The sequence below is a fragment of the Streptomyces sp. DSM 120436 genome (assembly GCF_055778765.1).
The window spans coordinates 292,472-310,574 of the sequence record NZ_JBSKBS010000001.1 but is presented as its reverse complement, the minus strand read 5'-3'; the positions used below and the strand labels follow the sequence as shown (position 1 = coordinate 310,574).

The 18,103-nt window shown below is 75.3% G+C and carries 14 protein-coding genes and 1 pseudogene; 7 read left to right on the top strand and 8 right to left on the bottom strand.

What is annotated here, in order from left to right; translation table 11 throughout:
* Positions 1-185: 185 nt before the first annotated feature.
* Positions 186-2,450 carry a heavy metal translocating P-type ATPase gene (locus tag ACWH4W_RS01365; RefSeq protein ID WP_473074025.1) on the bottom strand — a complete coding sequence of 755 codons (2,265 nt, stop codon included), beginning with the start codon at positions 2,448-2,450 and terminating at the stop codon, positions 186-188.
* Positions 2,451-2,576: 126 nt separating this feature from the next.
* Positions 2,577-2,816: a heavy-metal-associated domain-containing protein gene (locus ACWH4W_RS01360; protein WP_093767266.1), complete on the bottom strand. Its 240-nt coding sequence runs from the start codon at positions 2,814-2,816 to the stop codon at positions 2,577-2,579.
* Positions 2,817-3,016: 200 nt separating this feature from the next.
* Here ACWH4W_RS01360 and ACWH4W_RS01355 point away from each other — a divergent pair, with 200 nt between their 5' ends.
* On the top strand, positions 3,017-4,060 hold the full coding sequence (locus ACWH4W_RS01355) for a zinc-dependent alcohol dehydrogenase family protein (RefSeq protein WP_473074024.1): 1,044 nt from the start codon (positions 3,017-3,019) through the stop codon (positions 4,058-4,060).
* Positions 4,061-4,129: 69 nt separating this feature from the next.
* Here ACWH4W_RS01355 and ACWH4W_RS01350 read toward each other — a convergent pair whose 3' ends face one another.
* Positions 4,130-4,321, bottom strand: a complete 192-nt coding sequence (locus ACWH4W_RS01350; protein WP_473074023.1) for a helix-turn-helix transcriptional regulator — start codon at positions 4,319-4,321, stop codon at positions 4,130-4,132.
* Positions 4,322-4,724: 403 nt separating this feature from the next.
* Here ACWH4W_RS01350 and ACWH4W_RS01345 point away from each other — a divergent pair.
* Together ACWH4W_RS01345 and mmsA are read left to right on the top strand one after the other, a co-directional pair.
* Positions 4,725-4,886, top strand: a pseudogene (locus tag ACWH4W_RS01345) (5-deoxy-glucuronate isomerase); the annotation flags it as partial.
* A gap of 203 nt (positions 4,887-5,089) precedes the next feature.
* Entirely contained in the window at positions 5,090-6,592 is a 1,503-nt protein-coding gene (gene mmsA / locus ACWH4W_RS01340; RefSeq protein WP_473074022.1) for a CoA-acylating methylmalonate-semialdehyde dehydrogenase, read from the top strand.
* Between the two features lie 137 nt (positions 6,593-6,729).
* Here the strand turns inward: mmsA and ACWH4W_RS01335 are convergent, their stop codons facing one another.
* Positions 6,730-7,245 (bottom strand): helix-turn-helix domain-containing protein, encoded by a 516-nt coding sequence (locus tag ACWH4W_RS01335; protein WP_473074021.1) that lies wholly within the window; start codon positions 7,243-7,245, stop codon positions 6,730-6,732.
* A 232-nt stretch (positions 7,246-7,477) separates the two neighbouring features.
* On the opposite strand from ACWH4W_RS01335, the gene ACWH4W_RS01330 reads away from it, so the two are divergent.
* The 3 genes from ACWH4W_RS01330 to ACWH4W_RS01320 all read left to right on the top strand — a co-directional run bounded on the left by ACWH4W_RS01330 (position 7,478) and on the right by ACWH4W_RS01320 (position 12,132).
* A complete protein-coding gene (locus tag ACWH4W_RS01330) occupies positions 7,478-10,138 on the top strand; it encodes an alpha/beta fold hydrolase (protein ID WP_473074020.1) in 2,661 nt (886 codons plus the stop codon).
* Positions 10,135-11,034, top strand: a complete 900-nt coding sequence (locus tag ACWH4W_RS01325; protein WP_473074019.1) for an ABC transporter permease — start codon at positions 10,135-10,137, stop codon at positions 11,032-11,034. Before ACWH4W_RS01330 ends, ACWH4W_RS01325 begins: the two co-directional genes overlap by 4 nt.
* 177 nt (positions 11,035-11,211) lie before the next feature.
* Entirely contained in the window at positions 11,212-12,132 is a 921-nt protein-coding gene (locus ACWH4W_RS01320) for a chaplin family protein (RefSeq protein ID WP_473074018.1), read from the top strand.
* 102 nt (positions 12,133-12,234) lie between these two features.
* Here the strand turns inward: ACWH4W_RS01320 and ACWH4W_RS01315 are convergent, their stop codons facing one another.
* Positions 12,235-13,500 carry an NAD(P)-binding domain-containing protein gene (locus tag ACWH4W_RS01315; RefSeq protein ID WP_473077384.1) on the bottom strand — a complete coding sequence of 422 codons (1,266 nt, stop codon included), beginning with the start codon at positions 13,498-13,500 and terminating at the stop codon, positions 12,235-12,237.
* A 2-nt stretch (positions 13,501-13,502) separates the two neighbouring features.
* Positions 13,503-14,759: a carboxylate--amine ligase gene (locus ACWH4W_RS01310; RefSeq protein ID WP_473074017.1), complete on the bottom strand. Its 1,257-nt coding sequence runs from the start codon at positions 14,757-14,759 to the stop codon at positions 13,503-13,505.
* Between the two features lie 169 nt (positions 14,760-14,928).
* Here ACWH4W_RS01310 and ACWH4W_RS01305 point away from each other — a divergent pair, with 169 nt between their 5' ends.
* Positions 14,929-16,272 carry a glycoside hydrolase family 26 protein gene (locus tag ACWH4W_RS01305; RefSeq protein ID WP_473074016.1) on the top strand — a complete coding sequence of 448 codons (1,344 nt, stop codon included), beginning with the start codon at positions 14,929-14,931 and terminating at the stop codon, positions 16,270-16,272.
* Positions 16,273-16,304: 32 nt separating this feature from the next.
* Here ACWH4W_RS01305 and ACWH4W_RS01300 read toward each other — a convergent pair whose 3' ends face one another.
* Both ACWH4W_RS01300 and ACWH4W_RS01295 read right to left on the bottom strand, forming a co-directional pair.
* The gene (locus ACWH4W_RS01300; RefSeq protein ID WP_473074015.1) at positions 16,305-16,952 is read right to left on the bottom strand and encodes a YveK family protein; all 648 of its coding nucleotides are present in this window, start codon (positions 16,950-16,952) and stop codon (positions 16,305-16,307) included.
* Positions 16,949-18,103: a glycosyltransferase gene (locus tag ACWH4W_RS01295; protein WP_473074014.1), complete on the bottom strand. Its 1,155-nt coding sequence runs from the start codon at positions 18,101-18,103 to the stop codon at positions 16,949-16,951. Before ACWH4W_RS01295 ends, ACWH4W_RS01300 begins: the two co-directional genes overlap by 4 nt.

Sequence of the window (18,103 nt, the reverse complement as noted above, 5' to 3'; positions counted from 1 at the left end):
CCTTCGAACCCCTTCGATGGTTACGTTCAGATCACTGTGATCTGCGTCTCTTGCATATCTCCCCACAGTGCGCAGGAGCCCGCAAACCTCTCACGGGACCCCAGCGTAAGGAGGATGCGCGAGGCTTGTGAAGAGCTTATGTGAGGGTCTTACCGGACTCCAGGGGGCCTGCCCAACTTGAGACCTCAATGAAACGACCGCAGCCGGAGGCTGTTGGTCACCACGAACACCGACGAGAACGCCATCGCGGCCCCGGCGATCATCGGGTTCAGCAGTCCCGCCGCGGCCAGCGGAAGCGCGGCCACGTTGTAGCCGAACGCCCACACGAGGTTGCCCTTGATCGTGGAGAGGGTGCGCCGGGACAGCCGTATCGCGTCCGCCGCCACTCTCAGGTCGCCGCGGACCAGGGTCAGGTCGCCCGCCTCGATCGCCGCGTCCGTGCCGGTGCCCAGGGCGAGCCCCAGGTCGGCGACGGCCAGCGCGGCCGCGTCGTTGACGCCGTCGCCCACCATGGCGACGCTGCGTCCCTCCTCCTGGAGCCGCCGCACCACGTCGGCCTTGTCCTCGGGCAGCACCTCGGCGATCACCCGGTCCTCGTCGATGCCGACGGTGCGCGCCACCGCCTCGGCCACCGCCCGGTTGTCGCCCGTGAGCAGCACCGGCGTGAGCCCCAGCGCCCGCAGGGCGCGGACCGCCTCGGCGCTGGTCTCCTTCACCGTGTCGGCGACGGCGAGGACACCGCGTGCCGCCCCGTCCCAGCCGGCCACCACCGCGGTGTGCCCGGCCCGCTCGGCCTCCTCCTTGGCCCGCGCCAGCTCCGGCGGCAGCTCCCCGAACACCTCGGACAGCCGCCCCACGGCCACCTCGCGACCCTCCACGCGCCCGCGCACGCCCCGGCCCGGGACGTTCTCGAACTGCTCGGCCCCGGGCAGCGTCCCGACCCGCTCCTGCGCGCCCGCGGCGATCGCACGGGCCACCGGGTGCTCGGAGGCGTGCTCCAGGGCGCCCGCGAGCCGCAGCAGCTCCCGTTCGTCGGTGCCCTCGGCGGCGTGCACCGCGCGCAGGGACATCCGGCCGGTGGTGACGGTCCCGGTCTTGTCCAGGACGACGGTGTCCACGCGCCGGGTGGACTCCAGCACCTCGGGACCCTTGATGAGGATGCCGAGCTGGGCGCCCCGCCCGGTGCCGACCATCAGCGCGGTCGGCGTGGCCAGCCCGAGGGCGCACGGGCAGGCGATGATCAGCACGGCGACGGCCGCGGTGAACGCGGCGACGGTGTCGCCGGTGTTGCCCAGCCACAGTCCGAAGGTGGCGGCCGCGATGAGCAGCACCACGGGCACGAACACCCCGGAGATCCGGTCGGCGAGGCGCTGCACCTGCGCCTTGCCGGTCTGCGCGTCCTCCACCAGCTTCGCCATCCGCGCGAGCTGCGTGTCCGAGCCGATCCGGGTGGCCTCGACGACGAGCCGGCCGCCCGCGTTGACGGTGGCGCCGGTGACGGTGTCGCCGGCGGTCACGTCCACCGGCACGGACTCGCCGGTCAGCATGGACGCGTCCACGGCGGAGGAGCCCTCGACGACCGTGCCGTCCGTGGCGATCTTCTCGCCGGGGCGGACCACGAACCGGTCGCCCACGGCCAGCCGCTCGGCCGGGACCCGCACCTCACGGCCGTCCCGCAGCACGGTCACGTCCTTGGCGCCCAGCTCCATCAGCGCCCGCAGCGCGGCGCCCGCACGGCGCTTGGAGCGGGCTTCCAGATAGCGGCCGAGCAGGAGGAACGAGGTGACGCCGGCGGCGACCTCCAGGTAGAGGGCGGAGGCCCCGTCGGTGCGGGACACGGTGAGTTCGAAGGGGTGCCGCATGCCCGGCTCGCCCGCGTCACCGAGGAACAGCGCCCACAGCGACCAGCCGAACGCGGCCAGCGTGCCCACCGACACCAGGGTGTCCATGGTGGCCGCGCCGTGCCGCAGGTTGGTCCAGGCGGCCCGGTGGAACGGTGCCGCGCCCCACACCACGACCGGCGCGGCGAGGGCCAGGGAGAGCCACTGCCAGTGGTCGAACTGCAGGGGCGGGACCATCGCCAGCAGCACCACCGGCAGGGAGAGCAGCGCGGAGACGATCAGCCGGGTGCGCAGGGCGGCCGTCTCCGGGCCGGTCCCGGAGGCCGTCTCCTGCTCCTCCTGCCGCTCGGGCGCCGGTTCCTCGGCGGTGTAACCGGTCTTCACCACCGTGGTGATCAGGTCGGCGACCCCGACGCCCGGCGGATACGTGATCCGGGCCTTCTCGGTCGCGTAGTTCACCGTGGCGGTGACGCCCTCCATGCGGTTGAGCTTCTTCTCGACGCGGGCCGCGCAGGAGGCGCAGGTCATCCCGCCGATGAGCAGCTCGACCTCGGAGGGGGCCGGCTGCCCGGCGGCGGCCGGCGCCTCGGGGGCGGTGGTGCTGGTCATGTCCGTGCTCCAGGGACGTCCGGGGTGCGGGGAGGCGGCGGTCCGGGCCGCGGGGGCCGGTCCTCCAGGTGGCCGGTGCGGCCCGGTTCACGCCGCGTGGGGGTGCCTTCGGGGTACGGCCCCGGGTCAGACGGTGCCGGCCAGCTCGAAGCCGGCCTCGTCGACGGCGGCGCGCACGGCGGCCTCGTCGAGCGGGGCCGCGGAGACCACGGTCACCTCGCCGGAGGAGGCGACGGCCGTCACCGAGCTGACGCCGGGGAGCTGGGAGATCTCGCCGGAGACGGCGCCCTCGCAGTGCCCGCAGCTCATCCCGGTCACCTGGTAGACGGTGGTGACGGAACCCTGGGTGTCGGTCTGGGACGTCATGTCGTTCTCCTCGTCGGGACGTGGGGGTGTGCAGGGGGTCGCCGGGGTCCCTGAGGACCCCGTCTCCCTCACACTATACCCCTAGGGGGTATCAATCCGGGACAGGGTGCGCGGGAGCGGGGCGGCCCGCGCGCCGGGGTGCGACGGCCCGGGGATAGCGTTCCGGCGACAGCGGCGATCACGGGAAGGCGGGACCTGGCATGCGAGCGGTGGTGTTCGAGCGGTACGGGGAACCGGCCGAGGTGCGCGAGGTCGCGGACCCGGAGCCGGCGGAGCACGGGGTGGTGGTCCGCGTGGAGGCCACCGGCCTGTGCCGCAGCGACTGGCACGCCTGGCAGGGCCACGACCCGGACGTCGCCCTCCCGCACGTCCCCGGGCACGAACTCGCCGGAGTCGTCGAGGCGGCCGGCGCCCGGGTCACCCGCTGGCGCGCCGGGGACCGGGTCACCGTGCCGTTCGTCTGCGCCTGCGGCTCCTGCCCCGCCTGCGCGGCCGGCGACCAGCAGGTGTGCGAGCGCCAGACCCAGCCCGGCTTCACCCACTGGGGTTCCTTCGCCCGGTACGTGGCCCTCGACCACGCCGACGTGAACCTGGTCGCCGTGCCCGACGGCATGGCGTACGCCACGGCCGCCTCCCTCGGCTGCCGCTTCGCCACCGCCTACCGGGCCGTGGTCCAGCGGGGCCGGGTCGCGGCGGGGGAGTGGGTGGCGGTGCACGGCTGCGGGGGCGTCGGCCTGTCCGCGGTGATGATCGCGGCGGCGGCCGGCGCGCGGGTCGTCGCGGTCGACGTGTCACCGGACGCCCTCGCGCTGGCCCGGCGGTTCGGCGCGGCGGAGTGCGTGGACGCCTCGGCGGTGACCGACACGGCCGGCGCGGTCCGCGAGCTGACCGGCGGCGGCGCCCACCTCTCCCTGGACGCCCTGGGCGCGCCCGTCACCTGCGCCGCCTCGGTGAACGGCCTGCGCAGGCGGGGCCGGCACGTGCAGGTGGGCCTGCTCCCCTCGGAGACGGGCACGACCCCCGTGCCCATGGCCCGCGCCGTCGCGCTGGAGCTGGAGATCCACGGCAGCCACGGCATGGCCGCGCACGCCTACCCGCCGATGCTGGATCTGGTGCGCGCCGGGGTGCTCCGCCCCGACCTGCTGGTCACCTCCGTGATCGGCCTGGACGCGGTCCCCGCGGCGCTCGCCGCGATGGGCGACGCCCCGGGCGCCGGGGTCACCGTGATCGAACCCTGGAGCTGAGCGCCCGCACGGACGACGCCGCGCCCCCGCACCGGCCGTGCGGGGGCACGGCGTCGTCCGTGCGCGTGTTCAGCCCCGGCGGTCGCGGTTGCCGGGGCGGGCGGCGGCCCAGCGGCGGACCGTGTCGGGGCGCCAGTAGGGCTTCCCGCCCTCCACCCGGTCCGGCGGCGGCAGCAGGCCGTGCTTGCGGTAGGAGCGCACGGTGTCCGGTTGCACCTTGATGTGGGCCGCGATGTCCTTGTACGACCACAGCTCGGTCATGTGTGCACCTCCCCGCGCACGCTCCGGCGACGGCCGGGGCGGCCGTCAGGGGGAGCCGGGCGTGCGCCGGCGATCGACAAGCGTGGTGCGGAAGAACGAGCCGGTCCGCTTACACGGAGGGCTCGTGCGCAGGTGTGACGGAAGGACCGCCCGCGTGTGACATCCGTGACGCGACCGGTGCGTTCGTGACAGGAGTGACACACAGGCGCACTCCGGCACATCGGCGGGGCGCATGGACGTCCACGGCGTCCTTCCGCACCGGTCCGGCCGCTTTTCCGGTGGCGGGGGCGACATTCTCGTCCGAATGTCCGGACAAAACATTGACAGGGCTTCGCGCACGGGGCTAGAACTCGGGAGAGCCCTCGGACCCCGCAGGGCGGACGAGACGTGCGAAGGGAGCGTCATGGCGAGCCTCCACCGCCGCCGGGCGCTTTCCGGCCGTCGGGGCGCCCAGGGCGTCGCCCCGTCACAGATCGCCTCCGGCGCGGGAGGCCGCCTCGCTTTGGCAGGAGCGAGGTGCGAGCGACGACTCCCCGCCCGCCGCGGCCCCGCGCCGGAGGTTCCGTCCCGGACGCCCGCCCCCAGGACCCATGTGTCCACGCGGGGACCCGAACGGCCGACACAGTGTCGGGCCCGCCCGGCACCCCGTCACTGGTGGGATGGGCCCGTGGCCGTCGCCGCGGCACGCCCGTCCGCGGCACCGCCCCATGAGCTGTACGAACGGCACGTCTCCCCCCGACGCCGCCCTCTGCGAAGGAGTTCTCGGTCATGACGAAGATCGTCAACCACTGGATCGGCGGCAGGACCGCCGAAGGCGCCTCGGGAACCTACGGCCCGGTGACGAACCCGGCGACCGGCGAGGTCACCACCAAGGTCGCCTTCGCCTCCGTCGAGGAGGTCGACGCCGCGGTCGCCGCCGCCAAGGAGGCGTTCCGGACCTGGGGGCAGTCCTCCCTCGCCCAGCGCACCTCGATCCTGTTCAGGTTCCGCGCGCTGCTCGACGCCCACCGCGACGAGATCGCCGAGCTGATCACCGCCGAGCACGGCAAGGTGCACTCCGACGCCCTCGGCGAGGTCGCGCGCGGCCTGGAGATCGTCGACCTGGCCTGCGGCATCAACGTCCAGCTCAAGGGCGAGCTGTCCACCCAGGTGGCCAGCCGCGTGGACGTGGCGTCCATCCGCCAGCCGCTCGGCGTGGTCGCCGGCATCACCCCGTTCAACTTCCCGGCGATGGTGCCGATGTGGATGTTCCCCCTCGCCATCGCCTGCGGCAACACCTTCGTGCTCAAGCCCAGCGAGAAGGACCCGTCCGCCTCCGTCCGCCTCGCCGAGCTGCTCGCCGAGGCCGGGCTGCCCGAGGGCGTGTTCAACGTCGTGCACGGCGACAAGGCGGCCGTCGACCGCCTCCTGGAGCACCCGGACGTCAAGGCCGTCTCCTTCGTCGGCTCCACGCCCATCGCCCGCCACATCCACACCACCGCCTCCGCCCACGGCAAGCGCGTGCAGGCCCTCGGCGGCGCCAAGAACCACATGCTGGTGCTGCCCGACGCCGACCTCGACGCGGCCGCCGACGCCGCCGTGTCCGCCGCCTACGGATCGGCCGGCGAGCGCTGCATGGCCATCTCCGCGGTCGTCGCCGTCGGCGCGATCGGCGACGAGCTGGTGGAGAAGATCCGCGAGCGCGCCGAGAAGATCAGGATCGGTCCGGGCGACGACCCGGCCTCCGAGATGGGCCCGCTGATCACCGCCGCCCACCGCGACAAGGTCGCCTCCTACGTCGCCGGCGCGGCGGACGAGGGCGCCGAGGTGGTCCTGGACGGCACCGGCCACACGGTCGACGGCTACGAGAACGGCCACTGGATCGGCATCTCCCTGCTCGACAAGGTGCCGACGACCGCCAAGGCCTACCAGGACGAGATCTTCGGCCCCGTCCTGTGCGTGCTGCGCGCCGACACGTACGAGGAGGCCCTGGACATCGTCAACGCCTCGCCGTTCGGCAACGGCACCGCGATCTTCACCCGGGACGGCGGCGCCGCCCGCCGCTTCCAGCTCGAGGTCGAGGCCGGCATGGTCGGCGTCAACGTCCCGATCCCGGTCCCGGTCGGCTACCACTCCTTCGGCGGCTGGAAGGACTCCCTCTTCGGCGACCACCACATCTACGGCAACGACGGCACGCACTTCTACACCCGCGGCAAGGTCGTCACCACCCGCTGGCCCGACCCGGCGGACGCCCCGGCCGGCGTCGACCTGGGCTTCCCCCGCAACCACTGAGCCCGCGCCGGACCTTCCGCGCCCCCGCCTCCGCGTGCGCCGAGGCGGGGGCGCGCACCTCTCCGCGGACCTCAGGCGCGCAGGAGGACCCGGTCAGCGTGCCGGGGCGTCCCCGTCACCCCCGCCGCACCGCACCGTCAACGCGTCCGCCCCCTCGTGCGATCGCGCACCGTGTCGCCGGACCCGGAGGACTGCTGTGCGGCACCGCGGGGACGCCGTTCCGCCGTTCCCTGTCGCCGGTACTCGCCGGGCGGCATGCCGTACGCACCGCTGAAGGCCCTGCTGAAGTCCGAGGCGTGCCGGAAACCCCAGGGCGCGCCAATCGCCTGGACCGTCAGTTCCGCGCAGGCCGGAGTGAGCAGGTCCTGGCGGCAGCGCTCCAGCCTCCGGTGGCGGATCCACTCGCTCACGGTCGTCCCCCGCTCCCTGAAGAGGCGGTGCAGATGGCGGACGGAGATGTGGTGAGCGGCGGCGATCGTCTCCGGTGTGAGCTGCCGCGTGCCGAGGCGGCGGTCGACGAAGGAGTGGACGGCGGCGAGCAGGGCCTGCCGGCGGAGCTCCGCCGGCAGCGCGTCCTCCGCGTCGCCCTGGCGGGCCAGCGCCGCCGCGGCCAGGTCCGCCGGCACACCGCCCTGGACGTCGGCCGACAACATCTGGGACGACTCGGTGGACGAGAACGGCGACGGGTCCGTCCACCACGCCTGGTGCTGAGTCCCACTCCCCTTCGCGGAGGCCGCCCGCCGTGCGGGCGGCCTCCGCGCGCCCCGTCCCTTCCGCCACCGCGGACGCGGCACGGCACCAGCCCCGCGCACACCGCGGGGAGGCCCCCCGGGTTCGGTCCGAGGCCGACAACCCGGCGACAGGTCGACCCCGTACCGTGGGCGCATGGATCTTCGACTGCCCGGACCGCGGTGGCTGCGGTCACGGCGGCCGCGCCCCCGGCGCGCCCTCGCCGCCGCGGCCGCCGTCGCCGTGCTCGCGGGGGCCGGCACCTGGACCGCCGTCGCCTCCGACGACGCGCCCCCCGTGCGCCGCGCCGACCGCGTCATGACCACGGACGACGGGGTGCGCGTCGACACCTCCTACTTCACCGCCGGACCCGGCGGCCGGCGCCCCGCCGTGCTGCTCGGCCACGGCTTCGGCGGCAGCAAGGAGGACGTCCGGGAGCAGGCCGAGGACCTCGCCCGCGACGGGTACGCCGTCCTCACCTGGTCCGCGCGCGGCTTCGGCCGGTCCACCGGGAAGATCGGGCTGAACGACCCCGAGGGCGAGGTCGCCGACGTCTCCCGGCTCGTCGACTGGCTGGCCACGCGGCCCGAGGTCCGCCTCGACGGGGACGGCGACCCCCGCGTGGGCATGGCCGGCAACTCCTACGGCGGGGCCGTCGCCCTGCTCGGCGCGGGACACGACGACCGGATCGACGCCATCGCCCCGGCCATCACCTACTTCGACCTCGCCGAGGCCCTGTTCCCGGGCGGCGTGTTCAAGAAGCTGTGGGCGGGCGCCTTCGTCACCTCCGGCGGCGGCTGCGCCCGCTTCGAGCCCGAGCTGTGCGCCATGTACGAGCGGGTCGCCGAGTCCGGCGTGCCCGACGAGCGGGCGCGGGCCCTCCTCGAAGCACGCTCGCCGGCCGCCGTCGCGGACCGCATCGACGTGCCCACCCTGCTGATGCAGGGGCAGACCGACTCGCTGTTCCCGCTCGGCCAGGCCGACGCCGCCGCACGCGCGATCCGCGCCAACGGCGCCCCCGTCGCGGTCGACTGGCTCGCCGGCGGGCACGACGGCGGCGACCCCGAGACCGACCGGCTGCACGGACGCGTCCGCGCCTGGTTCGACCGGTACCTCAAGGGCGACGAGAACGCCGGCACCGGCCCCGCCTTCCGCGTCACCCGCACCGGGGGCGTCGACTCCACCGACGGCCGGGCCCAGCTGCGCGGCGCGAGCGCCGACGCCTACCCGGGCCTGCGCGGCGACGGCCGCTCCGTGAAGCTCACCGGCCGCGAGCAGAGCTTCGCCAACCCGGCCGGCGCCAGCCCGCCCGCCGTGTCCGCGCTGCCCGGCATCGGCGGCGCCGACGGCCTCTCCCAGCTCTCCTCCCTCGGCATCGGCGTCTCCCTGGACTTCCCGGGCCAGCACGCCCGCTTCGAGTCCGCACCCGTCGCCCGCGACCTGCGCGTCACCGGCTCCCCGGCCGTCACCGTGCGGGTCAGGTCCACCAGTGACGACGCCGTCCTCTTCGCCAAGGTCTACGACGTCGGCCCGGACGGCCGGCAGCAGGTGCTGCCCTCCCAGCTCGTCACCCCGGTCCGCGTCGAGGGCGCCCGCGCCGGGAAGGACGTGGAGCTCACCCTCCCGGCCGTCGACCACGAGGTCCGCAAGGGCCACCGGCTGCGCCTGGTCCTCGCCTCCACCGACCTCGCCCATGCCTCCCCGGCCGCCCCGGCGACGTACACCGTGTCCCTGAGGAGCGACCTCACGGTGCCCACCGCCCCCGGCGTGACCACCGCCGCGGCCCCGCTGCCCGCGTGGGTGATGTGGCTGCCGGTCGCCGGCGCGGCCGTCGCGCTCGCGCTGCTGCTCACCGGCCGCCGCCGCACCGCCGCCCCGGCCCCCGACCCGGACCTGGCCGACGTCCCCCTCCAGATCACCGGCCTGAGCAAGCGGTACGCCCGCTCCGCCGACCGGTACGCCGTGCGGGATTTGTCGTTCCGGGTGGAGAAGGGCCAGGTGCTCGGCCTGCTCGGGCCCAACGGCGCCGGCAAGACCACCACCCTGCGCATGCTGATGGGCCTCATCAGGCCCGACGACGGCGAGATCCGGGTGTTCGGCCACGCCGTCCGCCCCGGCGCCCCCGTGCTCTCCCGGGTCGGCGCCTTCGTCGAGGGCGCGGGCTTCCTGCCGCACCTGTCCGGCCGGGAGAACCTGGAGCTGTACTGGGCCGCCACCGGCCGCCCGCCCGAGGACGCCCACCTCGACGAGGCCCTGGAGATCGCCGGCCTCGGCGACGCCCTCGCCCGCGCGGTGCGCACCTACTCGCAGGGCATGCGCCAGCGCCTCGCCATCGCCCAGGCCATGCTCGGCCTGCCGGACCTGCTGATCCTCGACGAACCGGCCAACGGCCTCGACCCGCCGCAGATCCGCGAGATGCGCGAGGTGATGATCCGGTACGCGGCCGCCGGACGCACGGTGATCGTCTCCAGCCACCTGCTGGCGGAGGTCGAGCAGTCCTGCACCCACCTCGTCGTCATGGACCGCGGCCGACTGGTCCAGGCCGGACCGGTGCACGACATCACCGGCTCCGGCGACACCCTCCTCGTCGGCACCGTCACGCCCGTCGAGGAGCCGCTCGCCGAGAAGGTCGCCGCGCTGCCCGGCGTCGCCTCCGCCGTCCGCACCGACGAGGGACTGCTGGTCCGGCTCGATGCCGGCGGCACCGCCCCCCGGCTGATCGCGGAACTCGTCCGGCTGGAGGTGCCCGTGACGTCGGTGGGTCCGCACCGCCGCCTCGAGGACGCCTTCCTCACCCTGATCGGAGGTTCCGCATGAGCGCGCTCACCGAGCGGACCGAGCAGTCCGGGCCCTCCGGGCCGCCCGCGCCCGCCGAGACCGCCGACGGCTACCGCGCCGGCCGCACCCTGCCGCTGCGGGTCGAGCTGGTCCGCCAGCTCAAGCGGCGGCGCACCCTCGTCATGGGCGCGGTCCTCGCCGTGCTGCCGTTCGTGCTGGTGATCGCCTTCGCCATCGGCGGGGAGCCGGACCGCCCCGGCGGCCGGGTGAACCTGATGGACACGGCCACCGCGTCCGGGGCCAACTTCGCCGCCGTCAACCTCTTCGTGTCGGCGGGCTTCCTGCTGGTCATCCCGGTCGCCCTGTTCTGCGGGGACACCGTCGCCTCGGAGGCCGGCTGGTCCTCCCTGCGCTACCTGCTCGCCGCGCCCGTGCCCCGGATGCGGCTGCTGTGGTCCAAGCTGGCCGTCGGACTGGGGCTCAGCCTCGCCGCGATGGTGCTGCTGCCGGTGGTGGCGCTCGCCGTCGGCACCGTCGCCTACGGCTGGGGCCCGCTGCACATCCCGACCGGCGGCACGCTCGACCCCGCCACCGCCGCCGGGCGGCTCGTGGTGGTCGTCGCGTACCTCTTCGTGTCGCAGCTGGTCACCGCCGGACTGGCGTTCTGGCTGTCCACCCGCACCGACGCCCCGCTGGGCGCGGTCGGCGGCGCCGTCGGGCTGACGATCGTCGGCAACGTCCTGGACGCCGTGACCGCCCTCGGCGACTGGCGGCACTTCCTGCCGGCCCACTGGCAGTTCGCCTGGGCGGACGCCGTCCAGACCACCCCGGAGTGGTCCGGCATGATCCAGGGCGCGTCGGTGTCCGTGACGTACGCGCTCGTGCTGTTCGCACTGGCGTTCCGGGGGTTCGCGCGCAAGGACGTGGTGTCCTGACCCGCTCCCGCGTGCGCCGCACGCGGGCCAACCGGGTGAACCTGCGCAACCGAATCCCGGCAGCGGGGTTGGAAAGGGAGACAGGCCACAGGGCAGCCGGGGCCGTGACGCGCGGCCCCGGCCGCCTCTCTCCATGTCGGGGTCGGCCTCCCATCTCCAAGCAGGAAGACCATCACATTGCGACAGACCCTGAGCAGGGGAGTGTTCACGGCGGCCGCTGCCGCCACGGGCATTCTGTCCCTGTACGGAACCCCCGCCCTCGCCGACTCGTACGCGGGGGGCGGTGCCGAGGATTCTCCCGGTGTGCTGTCCGGGAACAACGTGCAGGCGCCGGTCCACGCCCCCGTGAACGCCTGCGGCAACACCGTCACCGCCGTGGGAGCTCTCAACAGCGCGTCCGGCAACACCTGCGTCAACGAGTCCGGCGGCCACGGCAAGCGGTCCGGCGGGGCCCACGCGGCCGGTGGCGCCGAGGGCTCGCCCGGTGTGCTGTCCGGGAACAACGTGCAGGCGCCGGTCCACGCCCCCGTGAACGCCTGCGGCAACGACGTCACCGTCGTCGGCGGGCTCAACAGCGCCTCCGACAACACCTGCGCCAACGTCTCGGAGGGCTCGCACGGCGGGAAGTCCCCGGACCGCTCGGACCACTCGGCGCACCCCCGCCACGAGGCCTCCTCGGGCGTCTCGCACGCCGAGAGCGGCGGGGCCCACGCGACCGGCGCCGCCAAGGGATCGCCCGGCGTGCTCTCCGGCAACGTCATCCAGGCGCCCGTCGACCTGTCGCTGAACGCGTGCGGCAACAGCGTCAACCTCGTCGGCCTCTTCAACGACGCGAGCGACAACACCTGCGTCAACGAGTCCGGCCACAAGGAGAAGGAGCGGGAGAAGACGCCGGAGAAGGACAAGCCCGAGCCGCCCGCCGAGGCCGTGACGCCGCCGAAGCACGTCGAGCCGCCGGCCGCCGACACGCCGGACAGCCCGCCGCACCTCGCGGAGACCGGCACCGACGGCCTGGTGGCCGCCTCCGCCGCCGGTGCCGTGCTGCTCACCGGCGGGGCCGTGCTGTACCGCCGCGGCCGCGTCGGCGCCCGCCCCTGACGACCCCGCGGATGCCGGGCCCACCCCACCCGGCATCCGCGCCCCCGGCACGAAGCGTCCCCCGGACCTCCTGGTCCGGGGGACGCTTCGTCGCTCCGGCCGTCAGCCGCGCACCGGGGCCGGCGCGCCGCCGCGGCCGGCGCCCGCGGGCACCGGCACGGTCCCGCGCGCCGGGGCCGCCCGCAGCCGCCTGCGCACCCCCTGCACCAGCGTCGACGCCGTGAACGTCGCTCCGTGCACGAACCGCATCGCCGGGCCGAACCCGGGCGCCGTCACCAGACCCGCCAGGAACAGGCCGGGGTAGGACGACTCGAAGCCCCGGTCGACCACCGGGGACCCGCCGGGCAGCGCCGTCATCGCGCCGCGCAGCTCCGCCGACAGCAGCCCCAGCCGGTCGCGGTGCGCCTTGAAGCCGGTGGCGGCGATGACGTGCTCGGTCTCCAGGGTGCGCCGCCCGCCCGTCCGGTCGGCCAGCTCCAGCCGCAGCCCGCCCGGCACCGCGGCCGCCGCGGTCACCTCGTGGCCCGGCAGCAGGTCCACCGCGCGCTCCACCCGCTCCCGCACCCACCAGGCGCCCGCCGGACCCAGCGCCGTCGCCGCGATCCGGGTCCGGGTCGCCTCCGGCAGCCGCCGGAACAGCCCCGGCCGCTCCGCGTAGAACCAGTTCCGCCAGCCCGGGCCCAGACCGCTGTGCGGGGAGCGCAGCGACTGCCACCACGGGCGCTCCCACGGCGGCGGCACGTCGTTCCAGCGCAGCCGCTCCGCCCGCGCCAGCACCCGCACCCGCGTGCCCTGCTCCGCCAGCAGCGCCGCCGTCTCCAGCGCCGCCTGCCCGCCGCCGATCACCGTGACGTCCTTGCCCTGGAAGGGGCCCAGGTCACTGTGGTGGCTGCTGTGCGTCACCAGCGTCGGGTGCAGCCCGCGCAGCGCCGCCGGCACCTCGATGAACGGCATCACGCCCACCGCCAGCGCCACCGTCCGCGCGTGCAGCACCTCCCCGTCCTCGGCGACCGCGCTGAAGCCCTCCGGGCCCGACGACACCCGCGCGACCAGCCGCTCGTCCACCGCCGGCACGGCGTTGCGCGCGAACCACAGCCCGTACGAGGCGAAGTCCGCCACCGGGATCGGCTGCGCGTGACGGGCGGTCAGGCCTCGCTCGACGCAGTACGCGTCCAGCCGCCAGCGTCCGGCCGGGTCGGACAGGTTGGACGCCCACGGCTCCGACTTCAGGAGCATCCCGGCCGGCATGTGGTCCCGCCAGGACGCCATGGGCCGGCCGAGGACGCGCAGGTTCAGACCGGCCGCCGCCGCGTGCGACGCGATCGACAGACCGTACGGACCCGCGCCCACCACCAGGAGGTCGTACATCATCAGCTGCTCGCCTTCTCGTTGTCGGTCGTCAGGGAGGGCGTGTCCGGCCGGGGCGCCGGGCGCTGCGCCGGGACCTCGGCCGCGGCGCCCAGGCGCCGGCGCAGCCGGCCGGACACATGGCGGGCCCACAGGGCCCACATCGCCCAGCCCGGGGCGCGGTCGTCGCCCGCGTACCAGGCCAGTTCGCGCCCGCCGGGCGCGGGACGCAGCGCGGCGAGGGGCGCGTAGTTCTCCACCACGAACGCCCGGCCGGCCACCGGATCGCCGTCGGGCAGTGGACGCCCCGTCAGGTCCGCGTGCAGCGCCCGTACGACGTCCAGGCCCGCGCTGTCGGCGAACAGCCGGAACTGGGCGCCGGGGCGCGGGTTGAAGTCGAGGAGGTGGTGGCGGCCGGTGGCGCCGCAACGGCGGAAGTCCAGGTCGAAGACGCCCCGGTAGCCCAGCTCGCCGGTGAGCCGCTCGGCGAGCGCGGTCACCTCCGCGTCGGGCGTCCAGCGGCCCACCGCGGTCAGTCCCGCCCCGCGCGGCCAGGACAGGTGCTTGCGGCCCGGCCCGCCCGCCCGCACCGTCCCGGTGCGGTCGGCGTAGCCGTGGAAGAACCAGTCCCGGTCCGCGCCGGGCGGCAGGTACGCCTGGAGCAGCAGCGGACTGCCCGCCTCCGCGGTGCGCGCGTGCAGGTCCCGCGCCTCGGCGGCCGTGCGCAGCACCCGCGTGCTGCGCAGCCCGGAGCCCGCCGGGAGCAGCCAGGGCCGGCTCCACTTGGCGACCACGGGCAGCCCGAGCCGCAGCGCGTCCTCGGCGGCCCGCGCCGGGGTGTCCGGGACCAGGGTGCGCGGGTGCGGCACGCCCACGGAGGCGCACAGCCCGGCCAGTTCGCCCTTGTCCGCGACGCGTTCGGCCAGCGCCGGCGGCATCACCGGCAGCAGGTAGGAGGGGGCCAGCTCCTTGCGCAGCCGGGCCGCGGCGATCGCGGTGGCGTCGTCCATCGGCACCAGCACCGCCGGGCGTCCCACCTGTCCGGCCACGCGGCGCAGCACGGCGAGGATCTCGTCCGGGGACGCGTCCGGGGGCGGCGGGGTGTGCAGCCGGCGCACGAACCGCGAACGGGCCACGGGGCTTTTCGCGCAGTCGGCGACGACATGCACGTCCACCCCCGCCCGGCCGAGCGACCGGACGGCGCCCAGTGTTCCGTGGTGAAAGGGATTCCGGTCGATCCGCAGCACAACCGCGGGAACCCGGGTGTCAAGCAGGGACACGCATTCTCACTTTCTTCTGGCGCCGGCTCGCCCACACGGGGGAGAGCGGCACTCGAAAGCCGCAGCGACAGTGGCACTGTCGTATGTCGTATGGCTGACTTCATATGACTGTTCGTCAACAGCGAGGCATAAGGCAGCAGGCGGACGTGAACGAGAAGAGGAGCAGCCAATGGCCCCACAGCACAGGCGGGTCCGGGCCCGCGCCCTGGCCGTGGGCGCGGCGGCGGTCGTGGTGTCGGCCGCCCTGGCGGCGGGTCCCGCGGCCGGGGCGGCGCCCACGGACGGCACCGGGGCCGCGTCGCCGGGCCCCACCGGGCCCCCCGCACCGGCCGCCGGAGCACAGCCCGCACCGGGCGCCGGGACCGCCGCGTCGGCCTTCCCCACGCCCGATGTGGACGTCCCCGCCGTGTCCGTGCCCTACCTTCCCGCGCCCGCCGTCCCGGAGGTGCGGCCGCCGGCGGTCGTCCCGCCGTCCGCGCCCGCCCCCGCGCAGGGCGTGCCGCCGTTCGGCGCGTTCCTCGCCTCCGACGAGCGCGGCGTGGAGCGGATGGAGCAGCTCAGCCGCTGGCTCGGCGGCGCGGAACTGCGCGTGGGCCACACCTACCTGCCCGGCAACCACTGGAAGGACATCGAGGGCGACGTCGGCTTCCTCGAGGCGTGGGCGCGGTGGCGCAACGCCGACGACGAGCGGATGCTCGTCCTCAACGTCCCGCTCCAGGAGCGCAACGAGGCGGGCGTGCCCGACGCGGAGGTCCGCGAGCTGCTGCGGCGCGGCGCGGCAGGCGAGTTCGACCACCACTTCCGCGCCCTCGCCGAACGGCTCGTCGCGCTGGAGATCCCGGACACCGTGCTGGTGCTCGGCTGGGAGATGAACGGCGTCACCTACACCCACCGCTGCGGCCCCGACCCGGAGAACTGGAAGAAGTACTGGAACCGCATCGTCACCACGATGCGTTCCGTCCCCGGCCAGGAATTCCGGTTCGAGTTCACGCCCAACCGGGGCCGCGACGCCGTGCCGTGGACGCAGTGCTATCCCGGCGACGACACCGTCGACATCATCGGAATGGACTCCTACGACCAGCCGTCCGGGATGTCCTTCGACGAACAGGTGAAGGAACCCTACGGACTCCAGGCGCACGTCGATTTCGCCAAGGCGCACGGAAAGCCGATCTCCTATCCGGAGTGGGGGCTTTTCCGCAACGGCGACAATCCCGCGTACATGCGCGGCATGCTCGCCTGGATGCAGCGGCACCGGCCCCTCTACCACACGGTGACCGACTACTGCCCGCACGGCGTGTGGCAGTGCGACGAGAACCCGGAGTCCTCCCGCGTCTTCCGTTCCGCCCTCTACGGCCGCACGCCCGAGGCCCCGCAGACCCCGGCGCCCGCCGAGCCGCCCGCGGCACCGGAGCCGCCGGACCACTGCGCGCCGCTGGACCTCGGACGCTGGGTGGAGCACTGGCTCGGCGGGAAGCTGTGCCTGCGCCTCGACTGGTGGTCGCGCTCCCGGTAGCGCCGGGTCCGCCCCGGCCCGGCCCGCCGCCGTCACCGCGGCACGGCGGCGGTGGCCGGACCGGGCACCGAGGCGGCGGGCGCCGGCTCCCCGTCCCGGCCGCCGCGGCGGGGCCGGACCAGCAGCGCGAGCCCGCCGAGCAGCCCGCCCGCGCTCGCGCCCACCAGGGCGGTCACCGCCGGCGACGCCGACGCGGGCGCGGACGGCTTCACCGCGCGGGAGAACTGCACCAGCCGCACCCGGGTGCTGTCCTTGGAGTCCTCCGCGTGCCGGGTCAGCGCCCGCGCCACCGCGTTCGCCATGTCCACGGCCGTCCCGGGCCGCTCGGAGACGGCCGTGACGGACACCATCGGCGCGTCCGGCGAGGTCGCCGTGCGCACGCTCTCCCGCAGGGTGCGCACCGGCACACCGGCCCACACCTGCGCGTCCCCCAGCACCGCGAGCTGGGTGGCCACCCGCCCGTACGCCTGCGCGAAACCCCGCGCGGACTCCGGGGTGGCCTGATCGGTGGGAACGGCCACGACGTAACTGGTCGCCGTGTACTCGGGCGGTGTGAGCAGGCCGTACGCGCCGCCGGACAGGCCGCCGAGAAGCGTGCCGGCCACCAGCGCGGACCAGGCGGGCAGCCTCCTGACACGGTCCAGGGACGGAAGGCGCAGACGGGTCGGGGTGTCGGTCATGAGGGGCGGGCTTCCTTGGCGTGGGGGGACGGGGACGGGCCGGCCACGGCGGCCGCGTACACGTCCATGAGGCGGGCGGAGCTGCGGGTGATGCTGTAGTGGCGGGCCGCCTCGGCGGCCGTGCGCGGCGCCGGACCCGCCGCGCGGACCTCGGCGATCGCGCGGGCGTACGCCTCCGGGCCGCCGCGCACCCGCCGCGCGCCGGCCGAGGCGTCCGGCGGCAGGTCCTCAATCGCCGGGCAGGACCCGTGGAGCACGGGCAGCCCGGCGGCCAGGGCCTCCACCACCGCGAGGCCGAACGCCTCCTCCGTGGACGGGGACGCGAAGAGGTCCATCGCCGAGGTGAGCGAGGGCAGGTCGGGGCCGGGGGAGCCGTCCGGCACGGCGGGCCGTTCCCCGGTGAACAGCACCCGCCCGGACACCCCGGCCTCGTGGGCGGTGCGGCGCAGCACGTGCTCCTCGGGCCCGCCGCCCACCAGCAGCAGCCAGCAGTCCTCCGGAAGCGCGGCGAGGGCCCGCACCAGCACGTCGAACCGCTTGCCGGGGGCGAGCCGGCCCACCCCGCCGACGACGAACGCGCCGTCCGGCAGCCCCAGCCGCCGGCGGGTGCGCTCCCGTCGCCGGGGGTCGAAGCGGAAGCGGTCCAGCTCGATGCCGTTCGGCACCACCTCGATCCGCGGGGCCGGCACGCCCCAGCGCTTCAGCCGGTCCGCCACCGTGGGGGAGACGGCCACCGTCGCCGAGCCGAGCCGCTCGCTCGCCAGGTACAGCGCCCGCACGCCCCGGGTGAGCGCGCGGCCCTCCATCTGGGAGTCGCCCAGCGAGTGCTCGGTCGCCACGACCGCCCGCACGCCCGCCGCCCGCGCGGCCGGCCGGCCGTACACGCAGGCCCGGTACAGATGCGTGTGCACCAGGTCGTAGCCGCCGGAGCGGATCACCCGGACCAGGCGCGGCAGCACGCCCACGTCGCGGTTGCCCGCCATGCCCAGGTGCAGCACCCGCACCCCGTCGGCACGCAGGCCCTCGGCGACCGGACCCGGGTTGGTGAGCGTCACCACGTCGCACTCGACGGGCAGGTGACGCAGCAGCAGCCGCAGCTGCTGCTCCGCGCCGCCCACACCGAGACCGGTGATGATGTGCAGCACCCTCAT

Excerpts from the sequence above, each read along its gene's own strand:
- ACWH4W_RS01365 (WP_473074025.1), bottom strand. The coding sequence starts at position 2,450 with ATGACCAGCACCACCGCCCCCGAGGCGCCGGCCGCCGCCGGGCAGCCG.
- ACWH4W_RS01360 (WP_093767266.1), bottom strand. The coding sequence starts at position 2,816 with ATGACGTCCCAGACCGACACCCAGGGTTCCGTCACCACCGTCTACCAG.
- ACWH4W_RS01355 (WP_473074024.1), top strand. The coding sequence starts at position 3,017 with ATGCGAGCGGTGGTGTTCGAGCGGTACGGGGAACCGGCCGAGGTGCGC.
- ACWH4W_RS01350 (WP_473074023.1), bottom strand. The coding sequence starts at position 4,321 with ATGACCGAGCTGTGGTCGTACAAGGACATCGCGGCCCACATCAAGGTG.
- mmsA (WP_473074022.1), top strand. The coding sequence starts at position 5,090 with ATGACGAAGATCGTCAACCACTGGATCGGCGGCAGGACCGCCGAAGGC.
- ACWH4W_RS01335 (WP_473074021.1), bottom strand. The coding sequence starts at position 7,245 with ATGTTGTCGGCCGACGTCCAGGGCGGTGTGCCGGCGGACCTGGCCGCG.
- ACWH4W_RS01330 (WP_473074020.1), top strand. The coding sequence starts at position 7,478 with ATGGATCTTCGACTGCCCGGACCGCGGTGGCTGCGGTCACGGCGGCCG.
- ACWH4W_RS01325 (WP_473074019.1), top strand. The coding sequence starts at position 10,135 with ATGAGCGCGCTCACCGAGCGGACCGAGCAGTCCGGGCCCTCCGGGCCG.
- ACWH4W_RS01315 (WP_473077384.1), bottom strand. The coding sequence starts at position 13,500 with ATGTACGACCTCCTGGTGGTGGGCGCGGGTCCGTACGGTCTGTCGATC.
- ACWH4W_RS01305 (WP_473074016.1), top strand. The coding sequence starts at position 14,929 with ATGGCCCCACAGCACAGGCGGGTCCGGGCCCGCGCCCTGGCCGTGGGC.
- ACWH4W_RS01300 (WP_473074015.1), bottom strand. The coding sequence starts at position 16,952 with ATGACCGACACCCCGACCCGTCTGCGCCTTCCGTCCCTGGACCGTGTC.
- ACWH4W_RS01295 (WP_473074014.1), bottom strand. The coding sequence starts at position 18,103 with ATGAGGGTGCTGCACATCATCACCGGTCTCGGTGTGGGCGGCGCGGAG.